At 63.3% G+C, this 16,801-nt stretch carries 20 protein-coding genes and 1 tRNA gene; 9 read left to right on the top strand and 12 right to left on the bottom strand.

Going from position 1 to position 16,801, the window contains the following annotated elements:
* Positions 1-6: 6 nt before the first annotated feature.
* The 4 genes from IB265_RS00865 to IB265_RS00850 form a co-directional block, all read right to left on the bottom strand.
* Positions 7-360 (bottom strand): hypothetical protein, encoded by a 354-nt coding sequence (locus tag IB265_RS00865; protein ID WP_057247856.1) that lies wholly within the window; start codon positions 358-360, stop codon positions 7-9.
* 99 nt (positions 361-459) lie between these two features.
* Positions 460-1,485: a histone deacetylase family protein gene (locus IB265_RS00860; protein WP_057247855.1), complete on the bottom strand. Its 1,026-nt coding sequence runs from the start codon at positions 1,483-1,485 to the stop codon at positions 460-462.
* Positions 1,486-1,766: 281 nt separating this feature from the next.
* The gene (locus tag IB265_RS00855) at positions 1,767-2,300 is read right to left on the bottom strand and encodes a GNAT family N-acetyltransferase (protein ID WP_057247854.1); all 534 of its coding nucleotides are present in this window, start codon (positions 2,298-2,300) and stop codon (positions 1,767-1,769) included.
* A 2-nt stretch (positions 2,301-2,302) separates the two neighbouring features.
* Positions 2,303-2,881 (bottom strand): helix-turn-helix domain-containing protein, encoded by a 579-nt coding sequence (locus tag IB265_RS00850; RefSeq protein WP_082615690.1) that lies wholly within the window; start codon positions 2,879-2,881, stop codon positions 2,303-2,305.
* A 220-nt stretch (positions 2,882-3,101) separates the two neighbouring features.
* Here IB265_RS00850 and IB265_RS00845 point away from each other — a divergent pair, with 220 nt between their 5' ends.
* The gene (locus tag IB265_RS00845; protein WP_057247852.1) at positions 3,102-4,343 is read left to right on the top strand and encodes an MFS transporter; all 1,242 of its coding nucleotides are present in this window, start codon (positions 3,102-3,104) and stop codon (positions 4,341-4,343) included.
* Positions 4,344-4,413: 70 nt separating this feature from the next.
* Positions 4,414-6,240: a translation elongation factor 4 gene (gene lepA, locus IB265_RS00840; protein ID WP_375293049.1), complete on the top strand. Its 1,827-nt coding sequence runs from the start codon at positions 4,414-4,416 to the stop codon at positions 6,238-6,240.
* 77 nt (positions 6,241-6,317) lie between these two features.
* On the opposite strand, the gene IB265_RS00835 is transcribed toward lepA, so the two are convergent.
* The 4 genes from IB265_RS00835 to IB265_RS00820 are packed head-to-tail and all read right to left on the bottom strand — an operon-like array spanning position 6,318 to position 8,655.
* Positions 6,318-6,830 carry a GNAT family N-acetyltransferase gene (locus tag IB265_RS00835; protein ID WP_057247850.1) on the bottom strand — a complete coding sequence of 171 codons (513 nt, stop codon included), beginning with the start codon at positions 6,828-6,830 and terminating at the stop codon, positions 6,318-6,320.
* Positions 6,831-6,863: 33 nt separating this feature from the next.
* Positions 6,864-7,427, bottom strand: a complete 564-nt coding sequence (locus IB265_RS00830; protein ID WP_057247849.1) for a sugar O-acetyltransferase — start codon at positions 7,425-7,427, stop codon at positions 6,864-6,866.
* A complete protein-coding gene (locus tag IB265_RS00825) occupies positions 7,424-7,903 on the bottom strand; it encodes a GFA family protein (protein WP_057247848.1) in 480 nt (159 codons plus the stop codon). The genes IB265_RS00830 and IB265_RS00825 overlap by 4 nt, the downstream gene beginning before the upstream one ends.
* The gene (locus IB265_RS00820) at positions 7,900-8,655 is read right to left on the bottom strand and encodes a type 1 glutamine amidotransferase (protein ID WP_057247847.1); all 756 of its coding nucleotides are present in this window, start codon (positions 8,653-8,655) and stop codon (positions 7,900-7,902) included. Before IB265_RS00820 ends, IB265_RS00825 begins: the two co-directional genes overlap by 4 nt.
* Here IB265_RS00820 and IB265_RS00815 point away from each other — a divergent pair.
* Together IB265_RS00815 and rnk are read left to right on the top strand one after the other, a co-directional pair.
* Positions 8,630-8,857 (top strand): hypothetical protein, encoded by a 228-nt coding sequence (locus IB265_RS00815; RefSeq protein WP_162770853.1) that lies wholly within the window; start codon positions 8,630-8,632, stop codon positions 8,855-8,857. The two genes, IB265_RS00820 and IB265_RS00815, sit on opposite strands and share 26 nt — an antisense overlap.
* 151 nt (positions 8,858-9,008) lie before the next feature.
* Positions 9,009-9,422 (top strand): nucleoside diphosphate kinase regulator, encoded by a 414-nt coding sequence (gene rnk, locus IB265_RS00810; RefSeq protein WP_057247846.1) that lies wholly within the window; start codon positions 9,009-9,011, stop codon positions 9,420-9,422.
* Between the two features lie 129 nt (positions 9,423-9,551).
* Here rnk and IB265_RS00805 read toward each other — a convergent pair whose 3' ends face one another.
* Positions 9,552-10,007 carry a DoxX family protein gene (locus IB265_RS00805; protein ID WP_057247845.1) on the bottom strand — a complete coding sequence of 152 codons (456 nt, stop codon included), beginning with the start codon at positions 10,005-10,007 and terminating at the stop codon, positions 9,552-9,554.
* A 220-nt stretch (positions 10,008-10,227) separates the two neighbouring features.
* Here IB265_RS00805 and IB265_RS00800 point away from each other — a divergent pair, with 220 nt between their 5' ends.
* Entirely contained in the window at positions 10,228-10,509 is a 282-nt protein-coding gene (locus IB265_RS00800) for a SelT/SelW/SelH family protein (protein WP_057247844.1), read from the top strand.
* A 68-nt stretch (positions 10,510-10,577) separates the two neighbouring features.
* Positions 10,578-10,937, top strand: a complete 360-nt coding sequence (locus IB265_RS00795; protein ID WP_082615689.1) for a YqaA family protein — start codon at positions 10,578-10,580, stop codon at positions 10,935-10,937.
* A gap of 35 nt (positions 10,938-10,972) precedes the next feature.
* On the opposite strand, the gene IB265_RS00790 is transcribed toward IB265_RS00795, so the two are convergent.
* Positions 10,973-11,599 (bottom strand): ribonuclease D, encoded by a 627-nt coding sequence (locus tag IB265_RS00790; RefSeq protein ID WP_057248232.1) that lies wholly within the window; start codon positions 11,597-11,599, stop codon positions 10,973-10,975.
* A 108-nt stretch (positions 11,600-11,707) separates the two neighbouring features.
* Here IB265_RS00790 and IB265_RS00785 point away from each other — a divergent pair, with 108 nt between their 5' ends.
* The 3 genes from IB265_RS00785 to IB265_RS00775 all read left to right on the top strand — a co-directional run bounded on the left by IB265_RS00785 (position 11,708) and on the right by IB265_RS00775 (position 15,401).
* The gene (locus IB265_RS00785) at positions 11,708-12,019 is read left to right on the top strand and encodes a hypothetical protein (RefSeq protein WP_057247842.1); all 312 of its coding nucleotides are present in this window, start codon (positions 11,708-11,710) and stop codon (positions 12,017-12,019) included.
* A 197-nt stretch (positions 12,020-12,216) separates the two neighbouring features.
* Positions 12,217-13,257, top strand: a complete 1,041-nt coding sequence (locus IB265_RS00780) for a hydroxyacid dehydrogenase (RefSeq protein WP_058324535.1) — start codon at positions 12,217-12,219, stop codon at positions 13,255-13,257.
* Between the two features lie 152 nt (positions 13,258-13,409).
* Positions 13,410-15,401, top strand: a complete 1,992-nt coding sequence (locus IB265_RS00775; RefSeq protein ID WP_057247840.1) for an adenylate/guanylate cyclase domain-containing protein — start codon at positions 13,410-13,412, stop codon at positions 15,399-15,401.
* Between the two features lie 6 nt (positions 15,402-15,407).
* On the opposite strand, the gene IB265_RS00770 is transcribed toward IB265_RS00775, so the two are convergent.
* Together IB265_RS00770 and IB265_RS00765 are read right to left on the bottom strand one after the other, a co-directional pair.
* Positions 15,408-16,364: an adenylate/guanylate cyclase domain-containing protein gene (locus IB265_RS00770; protein WP_057248231.1), complete on the bottom strand. Its 957-nt coding sequence runs from the start codon at positions 16,362-16,364 to the stop codon at positions 15,408-15,410.
* Positions 16,365-16,642: 278 nt separating this feature from the next.
* A tRNA-Leu gene (locus IB265_RS00765) sits at positions 16,643-16,729 on the bottom strand.
* Between the last annotated feature and the right edge of the window lie 72 nt (positions 16,730-16,801).

Genomic DNA, 16,801 nt, shown 5'->3' with positions numbered 1-16,801 from the left:
CGTTTTTCAAGCAGCCAGACCGCCGAAGGCCCGGTAGCTGGCGAAGTCGGTGCGGATGCCGAGCGTCTTCATCATTGCCTCGCGATCGAGGCCGAGCTGGCGGTCGAACTCGCCGAGTGCAGCGGCGACCTTGGGCGCGACGTCGGCATTGGCGAACTCGATCATGGTGATGAAATCGAATTGGCCCGGGCCGGCATGCTGTTCCAGGAACAGGTCCTTCACATAGCCATCCTGCTTGCGGATGACGGCCAGCGTCTTGTCCACCAGTTCGACGAACTGCTGCCGCGCCTCGACCGGCACGGTGTACTTGTTGATGCGGTAAAGCGGCGCGACAACGGACGTATTCGATAGGCTGCTCATTACTCTTTTCCTCTGATCTCTTTTGAACAGGAGCAGTCGTACGACCTCAAGTAAAGTTGAGGTCAATAGAGGGCACTGCTGTTTTTCAACAACGAGTGCTCAGCCGGAGAGGCCCGTCAGCACATTGGCAACGTTGAGCCCGATTTCCGGCACGCCGTAGCCGCCCTCCATGCAGACGACGACCGGCAAGCCTGAGCGTTTCAGGGCCTCGCCCATGCGGATGTAGTCTTCAGACGTCAGCCGGAAGAACGAGATCGGGTCGCGCTCGAAAGTGTCGACGCCGAGCGAGACGACCAGCGCCTCAGCACCGAAGGCGGCGATGCGTGACAGCGCGTCGGCCATGGCATCCGACCAGACATCGTAGCCGGTACGACGCGGCAAGGGATAGTTCTTCGTCGTGCCAAGCCCCTCGCCGGCGCCCTCCTCGTCAGCAAAGCCGAGGAAATAGGGGAAGGCATCGACGGGATCGCCGTGGAGCGAGGCGAAATAGACGTCTCCGCGCTCGTAGAAGATATCCTGGGTGCCATTGCCGTGGTGGAAGTCGACGTCAAGCACCGCAACCTTGCGGGCGCCGTGATCGCGCAGGCGCTGGGCGGCACAGGCGGCATTGTTGATGAAGGAATAGCCGCCATAAAGATCGATCGCCGCATGGTGACCGGGCGGACGGCAGAGCGCGAAGGCGGCGCGGTTGCCCGCATGGATGTGGTCGGCAGCCGAGATGGCGCAGTCCATCGCCGCCCGTGCAGCTGCATAGGTGCCTTCGGTGATCGCCGTTTCCGCCGCGAAGGAATAGTAGCCGAGCGCACCGTCGATATCTTTCGGCGGGTGCTGGCGCATGCGTCGGGCCGGGAAACAGGTCGCGATCGCTTCGCCGCGATAGCCGTCGGCGACCCAACGCGACCAGGCGGTTTCGAGGAACTCGAGATAATCGGGCGCGTGCAGCTTAAGGGCGACCTCGAGCTCGTGACGCTCCGGCGAGACGACATCTTTGAAACCCGCTTCCCTTACCGCCGCGAGAATCCATTCGGCACGGAACGGCGCCTCGAAGGGCGGCACGAGTTCGCCACCGAAGAGCTCGGTCTTAGCGTCGCGGAGCTTATGATCCTCGGTGTAGAAGATGCGCATGGGGAGGTGTCCTGAAAGGCAATCGACGGGTGCCGGTACCGTACCCAAGGTTTCGGACTTCGCAACCTCGACGGGGCCCCTCATCCTGCCTGCCGGCCACCTTCTCCCCGCCAGCGGGGCGAAGGAGACTCGCGGCACCCGCTCGCGGGCGACAATAGGCATCGCACCGTGAACCTCCCCCTCACCACGGCTCGGTGCAACAATACTGTGAGGCGGGCTCGTCCCCTCTCCCCGCCCCGCGGGGAGAGGGTTAGGGTGAGGGGCAATTTCACCAATGTCGATCACTCGCTCAACGCGATCCGCTTGTAGAAGAACGTGGTGGCGCAGAGCCCGCCTTCCGGCCACATCGCATAATCGGGAATGACGCCAACGCGCTCCCAGCCCAGGCGCGGATAGATCGCCTCCGCCTCGCTGCCGGTCGCCGTATCGAGCACCAGCAGCGTCTTGCCGCGCGCCGCCGCTTCGCGTTCGACAGCCTCCATCAACCGCCGCGCCAGGCCCTTGCCGCGGGCTGCGCGATGAACGAGCAGCTTCTTCAGATCGCCGCGGTGCGGCTGGTTCGGCATCTGTGCAACGCCGACCTGCACGGTGCCGAGGATGCGGCCCGCTTCCTCCGCCACCATCAGCAGCGTGTCGCCGCCGGCAACCGCTTCGGCGACGCCCTGCCAATAGGCAACCGCGCATTCCGGCGGATAGGGCTGCATGAAACCGACCGAGGCGCCACCCTCGACGCAATCGGACAGTACCTCGGCAAGCGCCGGCATGGCGGCGCGGGCCTGGGTTTCATCGAGCAGACGGATCTGGATATCGGACATGATCAAACCTTGGTGCGGCAGAGGACGACGGCATAGTGAGCCGGCTCATCGTGAGGGTTGTGGAAGATGTGGCCAGCCCCCAGCCCCATGAACAGGCAGTCGCCTGCTTCCAGCGAATGGGAGCCGGATTCGGTTGTCAGTTCCAGCCGACCGGAGAAGAGCCAGAGGTGTTGGGTAATCCCTCGGTCAGACGGCTGCCGCTCGAAGACGACGCGCGCACCCGGCGGAAACTCGACCTCGACGATATCGACCGGCGAGCCGAGGCCATCCGGCGAGACGGAGCGGCGCAGATAGCCGGATTCCGGATCGCGCCAGAGGCGCTGGTCTGCACGCCTTGCAAGCGGAGATGCTTCCTTAGCCTCGAAGGCGAAGAGCGCTGAAAGCGTGGTGCTGAGCGCGCTGCAGAGCTTGGCGAGGAGCTGGGCCGTCGGGCTCGCTTCACCACGCTCGATACGCGAGATCATCGCCCGGCTGACGCCGGAGCTGGTGGCGAGTTCGTCGAGCGTCAGATTCTGCTCCGTGCGCAGGGTGCGAATGCGCTCGCCGATGGCATGTTCGAGGGGGTCGGTGATGTTTTCCATTATTTGAGATTGCATTTCTCATATAGTGGAGTCAAGACTGGGAAAGACTGAAAATACGGGCATGCGATGCCGCTTTGGCGACAGCGCATCGACGGCCTTTCGGCTATCATGGCAGCTTCGTGAGCAGAAACGAGAAAAGCTTACACTTCAATACTTTAGATAGTCCTCATCCATCACGCCAGCGCGCCCGAAGGCGCGGCCTTCCATCGACAGGTTGGACATGACAACGCAGCCCTCCTCGCTGACCTCGATCGCCAGTATCGTTGCCTCGATGACTTCGGTCGCGATCGGCAACGGCATGATGCTCGCCTATGTGCCCTTCGCGCTGACGCGCTCGGACGCGCCGGACTGGGTGCCGGGTGCGGCCGTGACGATGATCGCCTTCGGCGGGCTCGTCGGCTGCGTCATCGCGGGGCCGATGATCCGCCGCGTCGGCCATGCCCGCGCCTTCTCCTGCTCGATGGCGCTTGTCATCCTCTCGGCACTGACGATCGCGCTCGGCATGCACCCGCTTCTCTGGGTACTCGCCCGCGGCATTTATGGTGCATCCGGCAACACCAACTTCATTATCGCCCAGAGCTGGCTGAACCATGCGAGTGAGAACCACTGGCGCGGCAAGGCGATGGCGCTGTTCTACATGGCCTATGTCATCGGGCTCGGCACCGGCGCCTGGCTGTTCGGGCAGATCCCGGCCGATGGCAACCTGCCGCCGCTCGTGACCATCTTTTTCACCGCCCTTGCGCTTCTGCCGATCGGCCTGACGCGGCTGCCGACGCCGCCGGCACCGGCCAAGGTCAGCATCGATATCCCGATGGTCTGGCGCAATTCCCCCGTTGCCTTCATCGGCGTGCTTGCCGCCGGCGGCCTGTCGATGGTGGTGCAGGGCTTCACGCCGATCTATGCGGCCGCCAATGATGTCAGCCAGCGCGACGTCGCCAATCTGATGTTCGTCATGCAGTTTGGGCTCATCGCCATCCAGTATCCGATGGGCACGCTGTCGGACCGGATCGACCGACGCCTTGTGCTGATCGGCACCTGCCTGTTGATCCTTGTCGCCGGTTTCTTCGCGCTCTCCGCCTCCTTCAGCAATCTGATCCTCTTGATGCTGGTCTTTGCGCTCTTTGCCGGCGCGATCGAGACGGTCTATTCGATCGCCAACGCCCATGCCAACGACCGTACGGATCCCGCCGATTTCGTGCCGCTTGCCAGCACCATGCTGGTCGCCTGGTCGATCGCCGCGACCGTCGTGCCGATGCTGGTGACACTGCTGACACCGGTGTTCGGGCAGCGCACTTTCATCTATGCGGCGATGGCGGTTGCAGCACTTTATGCGCTCTTCGTGCTCATGCGACTGAGGAAACGCGACGAGGTGCCAGCAGCCGAGCGCGAAAGCTTCGAGATCAGGAGCGCACAGGTGCCGAATGCCGGCGCGCTCGTCGATGCTGAGGCAGGCGCCGAATAGCCCGATTTATAGTGAACGAAGCCTTCATTTCCCGCTTTGCGGCGGTTGAAGGCACTGCTATATGCGGCCCATGAGCACAACATCTTCGAAGACGCCCCTTTCGCATATCCGCAACTTCTCGATCGTGGCCCACATCGACCACGGCAAGTCGACGCTTGCCGACCGGCTGATCCAGTCCACCGGCGGCCTCGCCGAGCGCGAGATGTCCGAGCAGGTGCTCGACAGCATGGATATCGAACGCGAGCGCGGCATCACCATCAAGGCCCAGACGGTGCGTCTGCACTACAAGGCCAATGATGGCGAAACCTATGTGCTCAACCTGATCGACACGCCCGGCCACGTCGACTTCGCCTATGAAGTCTCGCGCTCGCTGTCGGCCTGCGAAGGCTCGTTGCTCGTCGTCGACGCCTCCCAGGGTGTGGAAGCCCAGACGCTCGCCAACGTCTACCAGGCGATAGACAACAACCACGAGCTCGTCACCGTGCTCAACAAGATCGACCTTCCCGCCGCCGAACCGGAGCGGATCAAGGAACAGATCGAGGAAGTGATCGGCATCGACGCGTCCGACGCCGTGCTGATTTCGGCCAAGACCGGCCTCGGCATTCCCGACGTGCTCGAAGCGATCGTCACCAAGCTGCCGGCGCCGAAGAGCGACGGCGGCGATGCGGCCCCCTTGAAGGCGCTGCTGGTCGACAGCTGGTACGACACCTATCTCGGCGTCATGGTTCTCGTGCGCATCATCGACGGCACGCTCAAGAAGGGCATGACCATCCGGATGATGGGCACCGACGCCAAGTACACGATCGAACGTGTCGGCGTGCTGACGCCGAAGATGGTCGCGATGGATGCGCTCGGCCCGGGCGAGATCGGCTTCATCACCGCCTCGATCAAGGAAGTGGCCGATACCCGCGTCGGCGACACCATCACCGAAGACAAGCGCCCGACCGCCAAGGCGCTGCCGGGCTTCAAGCCGGCACAGCCGGTGGTGTTCTGCGGCCTCTTCCCGGTTGACGCCGCCGATTTCGAGGACCTGCGTTCGGCCATGGGCAAGCTGCGCCTCAACGACGCGTCGTTCTCCTTCGAAATGGAATCGTCCGCAGCTCTCGGCTTCGGCTTCCGCTGCGGCTTCCTCGGTCTGCTGCACCTTGAAATCATCCAGGAACGGCTGGAGCGCGAGTTCGACCTCGACCTGATCGCGACGGCCCCTTCGGTCGTCTACAAGCTGTTCATGACCGACGGCTCGGAACGCGAGCTGCACAACCCGGCCGACATGCCCGACGTCGTCAAGATCGCCGAGATCCACGAGCCGTGGATCCGTGCGACGATCCTGACGCCCGACGACTATCTCGGTGGCATCCTGAAGCTCTGCCAGGACCGGCGCGGCATCCAGATCGAGCTGACCTATGTCGGCACCCGCGCGATGCTGACCTACGACCTGCCGCTCAACGAAGTCGTCTTCGACTTCTACGACCGCCTGAAATCGATCTCCAAGGGCTACGCCTCGTTCGACTACCAGATCACCGACCACAAGGAAGGCAACCTTGTGAAGATGTCGATCCTCGTCAACGGCGAGCCGGTCGACGCCCTGTCAATGATGGTACACCGGATGGCGGCGGAAAAGCGCGGTCGCGAGATGTGCGAGAAGCTCAAGGAACTGATCCCGAAGCACATGTTCAAGATCCCGATCCAGGCGGCAATCGGCGGCAATGTTATCGCCCGCGAAACCATCTCCGCGCTGCGCAAGGACGTGACGGCCAAGTGCTACGGCGGCGACGCCACCCGCAAGCGCAAGCTTCTGGAAAAGCAGAAGGCCGGCAAGAAGCGCATGCGCCAGTTCGGCAAGGTGGAGATCCCGCAGGAAGCGTTCATCGCCGCACTCAAGATGGGCGACGAGTAAGCGGCAGAACCGCATGCTTCTACGTTTGAAAAGGGCGGCCTCGGGTCGCCCTTTTTGGTTTGCCACTAAGACGCGCGTCAGTCCGCGTCGAGCAAATACCGCTTCGAAATCCGATCCACCAGCCGCCCGTCACTCAGCGGCACCGCCTTATCAATCTTGTAGTCTGTGAAGCCCATCCTGCCGTAATAGGTGAGGCCGCCCACGTTGTCGGCGCGGATGGTGGCGTTGAGCGCCTTGAAGCCGATGGAACGGGCGTGGTCGCGGGTGGCCTCGAAAAGCGCCGTGCCGGCGCCTTTGACCTTGTTGCCGGGGCGGGAGAAGGTGCCGATATCGGCCCAATCCTTGGGTATTCCGTCCGAGCGCTCCAGTCCCTGGAAAGCGCAAGGCTCACCATTCTCATCCTCCGCAACGAAGCAACTGACGAAGCCGGGACCTTCGAGATAGTGTTCCGCAAAGCTTTTTGGCGTGAACGGCGTCTGATGGGCGGTGGTGCCGCCGATCCGGATGATCTCGTTGAGGAAGGCGCACAGAACAGGCGCATCGTCCCGCCGCGCCGGGCGCACATGGATCGTTTTCGTCGCATCGACCATAAGAAAAACACTCCTTGAAAAGGTCTAAAGTATTCAGTTTCCTGCACGCGGCAGCGGGCGTGCCGGGTTTCCGGCGACGGTCGCCCCGGCGGGCACATCCTTCGTCACCACCGCGCCGGCGCCGACAATCGCACCATCGCCGATGGTCACACCGCCCAGGATGATGGCGCCGCCGCCGATCCAGACATCCGCGCCGATCGTCACCGGGCGGGCGACTTCGAGGCCCTGGCCACGCAGATCCGCGTCCTTGTGGTGCTCGGCACAATAGATCTGCACGCTCGGTCCCAGCATCGTGCCCTCGCCGATCGTCACCCGACCGCTGTCGAGGATCGTGCAGCCGGCGTTGAGATAGACGCGGGCGCCGAGACTTGTGTTGATGCCGTAGGAGCAATGGAACGGTGCTTCGATGAAGACGTCATCGGCAACCGCACCGAACAGTGCACGCAAAGCCGGCGCCATGCTTCCGCGCGCGGCCGGTGACATGGTGTTGTGCTGGTGGACCGCTTCGCGTGCCGTCAGCCGAAGCGCATCGAGCTCGGCATCGAGGCACGAGTACCATTCACCTGCGGCCATCTTGTCGCGTTCGCTGGCGGTCATGCTCTTGCCTTTGCTTCCGCCGCTTCGCGCCGGGCCAGGCTTTCGGCCGGCCACATCGTCTTCATGTCGTAATAGATCTCGAAGGCTGGAGCGCCGCCTTCGAGCGACAGCCACTCCACCTTGGAGCGAGTGAAAATGTGCGCATCCGGCGGGAAGTCCGAGGGACGGTCGAGGCTCGCAATGCGGAGGAAGGAGAGCCAGCTGCGCCGGCCATAGTCGCTCCAGAGCGCCGTCTGGCATTCGGCGCAGCGATAGACGTCGTGCGGGCGGCCGCTGTCGGTGGGGAGCGTGACGACGATGGGCTCGCCCTCGGTGAGCTCGATGTTTTCGCGCTCGATGACACCGTTGACGACGAAAGCGCTGCCGACCTGGCGCTGGCAATCGCTGCAATGGCAGCAATTGACGAACATCGGCGCGGCCTTCAGCCGGTATCGGATCCTGCCGCAGAAGCAACCGCCGTTTAGTGTCTCGCTCATCTGTCCATCTCCTCCAATACCGGATCCGCGATCGCGGCGGCGCCCACACGCCGACCGATCGTCGCCACCCAGGCGCGCGCCAGCGTCAGGCCGGCAGCATCGGCTTCCCGGCCATGGCGGGCGGCGTGCTCACGATAGCGGGCAAGCCAGGTGGGATCGAGCCGGTTGATCGTATCCGGGAACGCACGGTTCCAGTCCTCGACGAGATGGGTGTCCGCCTCGAAATGAAATTGGGTGCCATAGGCGGCGCGGCCGATGCGGAAGGCCTGATGGGTGGTGACGGCGTTTTCGGCGAGATGCACGGCGCCCTCGGGCAGGGTGAAGGTATCGCCGTGCCATTGGAAGATCGGGAAGCTCTCACCGACGCTGGACAGCACCGGGTCCTCAGCGCCTTCGCCGCGCACCTGGATCTGGCACCAGCCGAACTCTTTGGCGGCGCCCAGCAGATTTTCCCCGCCATAGGCGCGCGCAAGAAGCTGGCTTCCGAGGCAGATGCCAAGCACGGAGCGTCCGCTGTCCCCGAAGGCGCGCATCAGTGCGGCGAGTTCAGGCAAATAGGGATAGGTGGCATCGTCAAGCGCGCTCTGCTCGCCGCCAAGCACGACGAGCGCATCATAACCTTCGGGCGTTGCAGGAACGGTTTCGCCCAGATAGGCGCGGTGGATCTCGATCTGCGCCTTGACCTCGCGAAGCGCCGTGCCCACCTGGCCGAGCTCGGTCTTCGCCATGTTTTCAACCACCAATACCCGCATCGTCACCTTCCCTTCGCCGTCGCGAACCGAGATTGAACACGAGCGTGGCCGCTGTTCAAGAGGCGCGATGATCCGCCCTGCGCTTTGCGCTTCCGCCACGGGCCTTGACTTCCCGGTCAAACTTTCCGACCTTTGGGGCATCATGATGTCGACGATTTCTTCCTATCACTGCTTCCGGGTGTGCCCGATCGCAGGAACCTGACCCCAGCCCGGATGCTTGCGCTCTCCGGGTAAGGGGAGCCTTTCGCGTCGGCAGAAGAAATTTTAGACGCGGCTGAACGAGCGCCGAATTCCCAGAAAATTGATTCCGAGTGCGCCCGTGGGCGCCACGGCCGAACACGGCAGGTCACATCATGGCGGCATCCCGCAAGAAACTTCCCCCCATCATCATCAATGCCGACGATCACAAGCGGCTGACGGCGCTGGCGTCCTCCGCGCTCGACCGCGTGCCCGACGTGGCCGAAGCGCTGCTCTCAGAGCTCGACCGCGCCCGCATTGGCGCGCCAGAGGCGCTGCCTGCCGACAGCGTGCAGATGGGCTCCAGCGTTGCCTTCGAGGCGGACAACGGCTTTGCCAAGCAGGTGACGCTCGTCTACCCCGGCGAGGCCGATATCGAGACCGGACGCATCTCGGTGCTGACGCCTGTTGGAGCAGCCCTGATCGGTCTTTCCGTCGGCCAGTCGATCGACTGGCAGGACCGGTCGGGCAAGGTCCACCGCATGACCATTCGCAGCGTGACGCCCCAAGCAATTCCAGGAAAAGTGTGAAACGGTTTCCATCCGGAATCGCGTATTCTCTGAAGGCAGGCCGGCGGCGTGGGCGCTACGTGCCGCCAAACGAAAACGGGGAGGCCGGTCTTCACCGCCTCCCCGTTTCCCTAGTCAACGTTCGATCGATCAGAACTGCTTGCCGAGCTTTGCGTCGACCGACTGGCTGTTAGCGCCACGGATGGCGAAGAAGAACAGGATCGCTGCCCAGAGGATGGATTTCTCCGCGCCGAAGAGACCCTCGCCCTGCACGATGCCGTGGAAGTAGACTGTGACAAGCAGAACGATCATGCCGGCGAAAGCAGCCGGGCGCGTCAGCAGGCCGATCGCGATCAGGATGCCGCCGAAGAATTCGGTCGCAGCCAGCAGCGGTGACCAGAAGACACCGGGATAAAAGCCGAGGCCTTCAACCATGCCGATCGCGCCGAAGGGATCGGTGATCTTGCCGAAGCCGTGGACCGCGAGCAGGGCACCCGCCAGAACACGCAGCAGCGTCTCGGCTGATGTATCCAGCGGCAGATAAATTTTTTCCAGCGCCGGCAGGATGGTACGCGGGCGGGAACTGGAAGCGGTGACGTCGGTCATGAATGGCCTCTCCGGCGGTTGGGGTGCGACAATTTGTGCAATGCCGCATTGTCTCGCCGCGACGGCAGCGCAAAGCAAGCTATCCCCCGATAAAAACATGACTATATTTGTTGACAATTATGTGAGCAGGACGTGAGCATCTGAGGCGGAGCGACGCAGTTGTTTCCACCTGGCGCCGCCGGTATGGTCGCCGCCCCGACACACGTCAGAGACCAGGCCGATGGATCCGAAACCGCGTATCACCATCCTCTATTGCACCCAATGCAACTGGCTGCTGCGCGCCGGCTGGATGGCACAGGAACTGCTGCAGACCTTCGGGCAATCGCTCGGCGAAGTGGCGCTCATTCCCGGCACCGGCGGCAATTTCGAGATCCGCGTCGATGACGCGCTCGTCTGGGAACGCAAGCGCGACGGCGGCTTCCCCGGTCCCAAGGAACTGAAACAGCGCATCCGCGACATCATCGATCCGGAGCGCGATCTCGGCCATACGGACAGGAGCTGATCCTGGATTTCGGAATTCTTGCCGGCGTCTTTTCCGCTGCGTTCCTGTCGGCGACGCTGCTCTTTGGCATGTCGGAGGCTGCAGTCGTTGCTGCCGCCTTGCATGGAGAAACAAGCCGCCCTGCCCTGTTCGTTGCGGCAACGCTCGGCAACGTGCTCGGCGCCGTCGTCAACTTCGCGCTGGGGCGCTTCCTGATCCGCTTCGAAGGTCGACGCTGGTTTCCGGTTTCTCCGGCAAGCCGACAGAAGGCGGAGGCGCTCTTTGCCCGCTACGGCCAGCCGGTGCTGCTGCTTTCCTGGCTGCCCGTCATCGGCGACCCGCTGACGCTGGTCGCCGGCCTGTTGCGCATGAAGCTGCCGCTATTCCTGCTGTTCGTCGCCATCGGCAAGGCGGCACGTTATGCCGTCGTCCTGTACCTGACGCCCTGACGCCAAGCAAAGCGATCAGACGTTGCGATCACGGCTCAGCTGTGAGCGAAGATATCCGTCTCGTCCCAGCCCAGCAGATCAAGCTTGGAGCGCGTAGGCAGGAAGGCAAAGCAGGCGTCGGCATGCTCCATGCGGCCGTCGCGAAGCAGGCGGGCCGTCAGCTTGTCGCGCAGCGCATGCAGGTGCAGTACATCGGAAGCCGCATATTCGAGCTGCGCCGGCGAGAGGATGTCCGCCGCCCAATCGGACGACTGCTGCTGCTTGGAAATGTCGACGTCGAGCATTTCCTTGAGATTGTCCTTGAGGCCGTGGCGGTCGGTATAGGTCCGGGTCAGCCGCGAGGCGATCTTGGTGCAGAAAACCGGCGTCGTCGTCACTCCGAACGTGTGGAAGAGCACGGCGATATCGAAGCGGCCGAAGTGGAAAATCTTCTGGCGGGCCGGATCGGCGAGCATGGCGACGAGGTTCGGCGCTTGCCTCTGGCCGGCGGCGATGCGGATGACGTCGGCGGTGCCGTCGCCCGGCGAAAGCTGTACGACACAGAGACGGTCACGGCGGGGGATGAGACCAAGCGTTTCAGTGTCGATGGCGATCGCACCGGTATAGCGCGCAGCATCGGCTGCGGAAATGTCGCCTTCATGGACCCTTATTGCATTCGCCATCGAAAATCCCCAGATCAAACGAAGTGGTGTGGCCTATAGCGCAAGTTTGGCGCCGGCGATACCGTTACCGTATCCCGCCAGACGGTCGCCCGTTCGAAAGTCCTGACAATGACGTCTTTTCGCTCCGCTCTCGCCCTTTCGGCCCTCGCGCTGACTTTGGGGCTCTCCATCGTCCCGGCAACGGCACAGACCTACCGGGACCTGCCCGGCGTGCGCCAGATGGATCCGCTGAATGGCGGCGGAGACCATACCGTCTGCGAACAGACCTTCGTCGACCGCAACTATCCGTTCGAATCGACGGCCCGCGGCGGCCCCGTCTACGACACGATCTACAATTGCCGCCGCGGTGATGGACCGGTCTTCCAGGGCAGCGACCTGCCGCCGTCGCTCTATCGCCAGAAACGCGGCCTCGGCTATTGAAGCAGGCGTGCCTCGGCGCCCGTCGCGTTGCTCGCAAGCTTGCCTCCTCGACGACCACGCCGCTTGGCAAGGCGGGGATTTCTTCCTAGCCTGACGGTACGGAAGCGGGACTGCCTCCGCCTACAGCACTTTGAATTGCTGCATGTTTTCATCCTTGAATCGGTTACGATCAAAGGAAACATGCAGTGGGAGGAACCATGCCCGATATTATGGCCAACAATCGGCCGCTTGCCATCAGCGCGCCCGCTCCACGCACGCTTGACCTGATCTTCACGCCGCAGGCGCTGAAGGACCTGCACCAGCGTTACCGGATCGTCGAAGCCGAACCGGACGATATCGCCGGGCTTAGCGACGATATCCTGTCCGAAGCGCGCTACATCATCGGCCAGCCGCCGCTCGATCATGCAACGCTCCAGCGCATGGGACAACTCCGGGCGATCCTCAATGTCGAGAGCAACCTGATCAACAACATGCCCTACGAGGTGCTGTTTGCGCGCGGCATCCATGTGGTGACCACCGGTCAGGTCTTTGCCGAACCGGTCGCCGAACTCGGCCTTGCCATGGCGCTCAACATCGCCCGCGGCATCGTCGACGCCGACCTTGCCTTCCGCGAAGGCCGTGAACTGTGGGGCGGCGACGGCAACCGATCGGCGCGGCTTCTCGCCGGCGCCGACATCGGCATCATCGGCTTCGGCGATCTCGGCAAGGCGCTGAACCGCGTGCTCTCCGGTTTCCGCGCCAGGATCCGCGTCTTCGATCCCTGGATGCCAGCCTCGATCCTGAGGGACAACGGCGTCGAGCCGGCATCGCTCGATACGGTCCTCGGCGACAGCGACTTCGTCTTCGTCGTCGCATCGGTCACCAGCGAGAACGAAGGCTTCCTCGGCGAAAAGGCCTTTGCCCGCATGCGCCCTGGCGCTGCCTTCATCCTCTTGAGCCGCGCCGGCGTCGTTGATTTCGATGCGCTGATGGCGGCGGTCGCACGCGGCCATATCGTGGCGGCCAGCGACGTCTTTCCGGAAGAGCCGCTACCGCTCGATCATCCGGTTCGCCGCCTGCCAGGTTTCCTGCGCTCCGCCCACCGCGCCGGCGCGCTCGACAGCGCCTTCAAGAAGATGGGCGACATGGTGCTCGAGGACATGGATCTGATGGACCGCAACCTGCCGCCGATGCGCTGCAAGCGGGCCGAGCGGGAAACCGTCGCGCGCATGCGCTCGAAACCGGTGACGGTGAACTGACCCAGCGATTTTTTGAGGCGGGTGTCGGCGGGGCGTGCATCCCGCCGGTTAACGTGTTTTATGGGAATCGCATTTAACTTTCCTTGCACATGCGACCATCCTTGCACGCTAAGGTCGTCGCCAGTTGATCGGTACGGAAGCAGAGAACCGCAATGGCAGACACGGCGTCCGGTGCTCGACAAGGCAGAACACGCGATGGCTGGAACAGCTCGCTGCGGTCGCTGTTCAGCCTGGTCATCGTCACCATGCTGATTGTCGTCTCGGCCACACTCGTCGGGCTCGATTATCATCGCTCGCGCAACGCCGCGATCGCCGACGCCGAGGCCAATATGCGCGGCTTCATGAACCGCCTCGTGGATCGACTGGGCGTGCTCTCGGGCGATACCTCGGCCCTCGTCAACCTCGTTTCCTCGGTCGCCAACTCCTTCCTCGTGCCGCCGCCGGAGCGCATGAACGACAAGGTGGCGGTGCTGCGCGAGGGCATCACCCGCTCGCCGCATATTGACGGGGTCTATGTCGGCTATCCCAACGGTGCTTTCTTTCAGGTGGTCGATCTCAAGCAGGTCGCCTGGCGCATGGCGCTGGACGCGCCACGTGGTGCTGCCATTGCCGTGCGCTCGATGGAAAAGGATGCGAGCGGCAAGTCTCTGCAGCGCGTGCTCTTCCTCGACAAGGACGGCACGCAGTTTTCCGAGCGGCGGCTGCCACCTACCGGCTTCGACCCGCGGACCAGGCCGTGGTATCGCGCGGCGGTCAACGGAAAGGCCGCGGTCTCGACCGGCCCTTATGAAAGTGCCACCACCGAAACGCTGGGCATGACGATCTCGCAAGCGCATCGGGGCAATCCGGAGATCGTCATCGGCGCGGACGTCATTCTCGATACGATCACCGATTTCCTGGCCCGCGAGCGGCTGACGGCCGGGTCCGTCTCCTTCATCCTCGATGCCGTCGGGCGTCCGATCATCCACTCGGACCTGGTGATGATGCGACGCATCATGGCGGCGAAGGACAAGGATAGCCCGATCGTGCAGGCCGAGAGCGATCCCTTGATCCAGAGCATCCGCCTCAATCCGCCTAAGCCCGGCAAGGCCGACTTCGTCGAGGTCGGAGACCGAACCTATCTCGTCATGGTGACGCCGCTCGAATCCGCGCTGCTTCTCTCCGGCAACCGCGCCGTGGTGGCGGCGCCGCTGGACGAACTGATGGCGGAGGCCAACCAGACGCTCGTGCAAGGGCTGGCGATTTCCGGATCGGTCGTGGCGCTCGCGGTGCTCGCTTCGCTGGTGCTTGCGCATTTGATCACCAAGGGGCTCAACCAGCTGACGGCCAGCGCCAACCGGCTGCAGGATCTCGACTTCACGACGCCCATCGACGTCTCGTCGCATGTCAGCGAGATCTCCACGCTCGGCGGGGCCATGAACCGGGCGCGAGACGCGATCTTCACCTTCGCGCTCTATGTGCCCAAGGAACTGGTGCGCAAGGGCATCGAGTCCGGTCAGTTCAGCGGACGCTCCGCCTGGCGACAGGAGGTGACGGCGCTCTTCACCGACATCTACGACTTCACCACGCTCAGCGAAAAATATCCGCCGGAAGATGTAGTGGCGATGCTGTCGGAGTATTTCGACATCTTCAGCGAGACCGTCGGAGAACACGACGGAACGATCATCCAGTTCCTCGGCGATTCGGTGTTCGCGATGTGGAACGCACCGGCGGCGGACGAAAAGCACGCAGAACATGCCTGTCGGTGCGCGCTGGCGGTCGAGGAACGCTTGCGTGTCTTCAACGAGGCGCAGCGTCAAAAGGGTCTTCCGGAGTTCCGCACCCGTTTCGGCATTCATACCGGCACCGCCGTCGTCGGCAATGTCGGCGCGAAGGAGCGACTGCAATATACGGCGATGGGCGATACGGTGAACGTCGCCTCCCGCCTGGAAGGCATGAACAAGAACTACGACACCACGATCATGGCGAGCGGCGCCGTCGTCGCCCATGCCGGCACCGCTATCCGCTTCCGGCCCCTCGGCTCGGCGCAGGCGAAGGGCCGCGCCTCTGCGTTGGAGATCTATGAGGTGCTGGGCGCAGAGCCGGCAGCCGCAGACATGCCGGCAACCAAGCCGGAAGGCACGCAAGGCGGGGAAAGCGTATAGGCGGCCTCAGTGACCAACACTGCGGCGCGATCGGGTGACCCAGCGGATACCGGCGACGACAGCAAAGGCGAGTAGCGGCCAGACGGCCCAGAACACTCCATGCCACGTCAGCACGTTGATCGTCAGGAGCACCAGCCCGGAAAGGGCCAGCACACCGATGCCGCGATCCACCCACGGGTTTGCCTTGAGCCACGCAAGGCCCGACAAAATGCCGAGCCCGAGCAATGGCCAAACGGACCAGAGCACCCCGTTCCAGGTGAGGAGGTTCAGCACGACCAGTCCTGCGGCGATGACGGCGAGCACGGGAAGAGATCCTCGCTTCGCCGCGGCGACCGCCCCGCCGCCCCCCTTTGCCTCAGCCCCTGATCGGCCGCCATTCCCGCTCGCTTGACCAGCGGAACGTCCGAAGCCTTGGATGCCGATTGCCGGGCGGGGATCGGCCGTGCCGATGCGCACGGCGTAGCTCGGAACACCACCATCGATGTTCTTCACCTCCAGCGGCCCCAGAAAATCGAACCCGACGGCGACCTTGTTGCGCACCTGGTCATAGACCGTATTCGAAATGACGATGCCACCGGCGGGTGCTGAAGCCTGCAGGCGCGCCGCGACATTGACGCCATCACCATAGAGGTCGTCGCCCTCGGCGATCACGTCGCCGAGATTGATGCCTATGCGAAACAGCATCTGCTCGTCCGAGGGGCATTTCTCGTTGCGACCGGCCAACTCGTTCTGCACGTCGATCGCCGCGCGCACGGCTTCGACGACGCTCGGAAACTCCGCGATGAGGCCATCGCCCCAGGTGTTGACGACACGGCCCTCATGCGCCTCGATGAGCCGTCCCATGGCATCGCGATAGCGCTTCAACGTGGCGAGCGTGCCCTCCTCGTCGGCACGCATCAGCCGGGTGTAGTCCTGAACATCCGCGGATAGGATAGTCGTCAGCTTGCGACGCGTCTCAGACATCGCCTCGTCCTCGCTCAGTTCCGCCGCCCCGGCGGACGATTGCATGGTGCCGCGTTCGTGCGGTCTGCACGCCACTTCGTTGCGAATAGAATATCAATGCTGCCGGTCAAAGCTTCAAGGCGCGTCGCGCGAAAATAACGGCGACGCGCAACCATATCGACGGAAAGAGCGCGCCGCGCGACAGGAAATCGCCTCGATTTGCGGGCAAACGCCAGAAACGAAAAAACCCCGGCTAACCGGGGTTTTTCAAAACCAAATCAAAGACTTGGTTGGGAATTTGGTGCCCAGAAGAGGACTCGAACCTCCACACCCTTGCGAGTACCAGCACCTGAAGCTGGCGCGTCTACCAATTCCGCCATCTGGGCGACGGGCTGGGGTGTAAAAGGCCCGAGCTGAAGTGTCAACAGGGTTTTTGAAGTTTTCGTGTCGGATTGCAA

This window comes from Ensifer sp. ENS10 (assembly GCF_014852025.1).
In the GTDB taxonomy this organism is placed as follows: Bacteria; Pseudomonadota; Alphaproteobacteria; order Rhizobiales; family Rhizobiaceae; genus Ensifer.
Note: the sequence above shows the minus strand (reverse complement) of the source record. Positions and strands in the feature narration are given on the sequence as shown.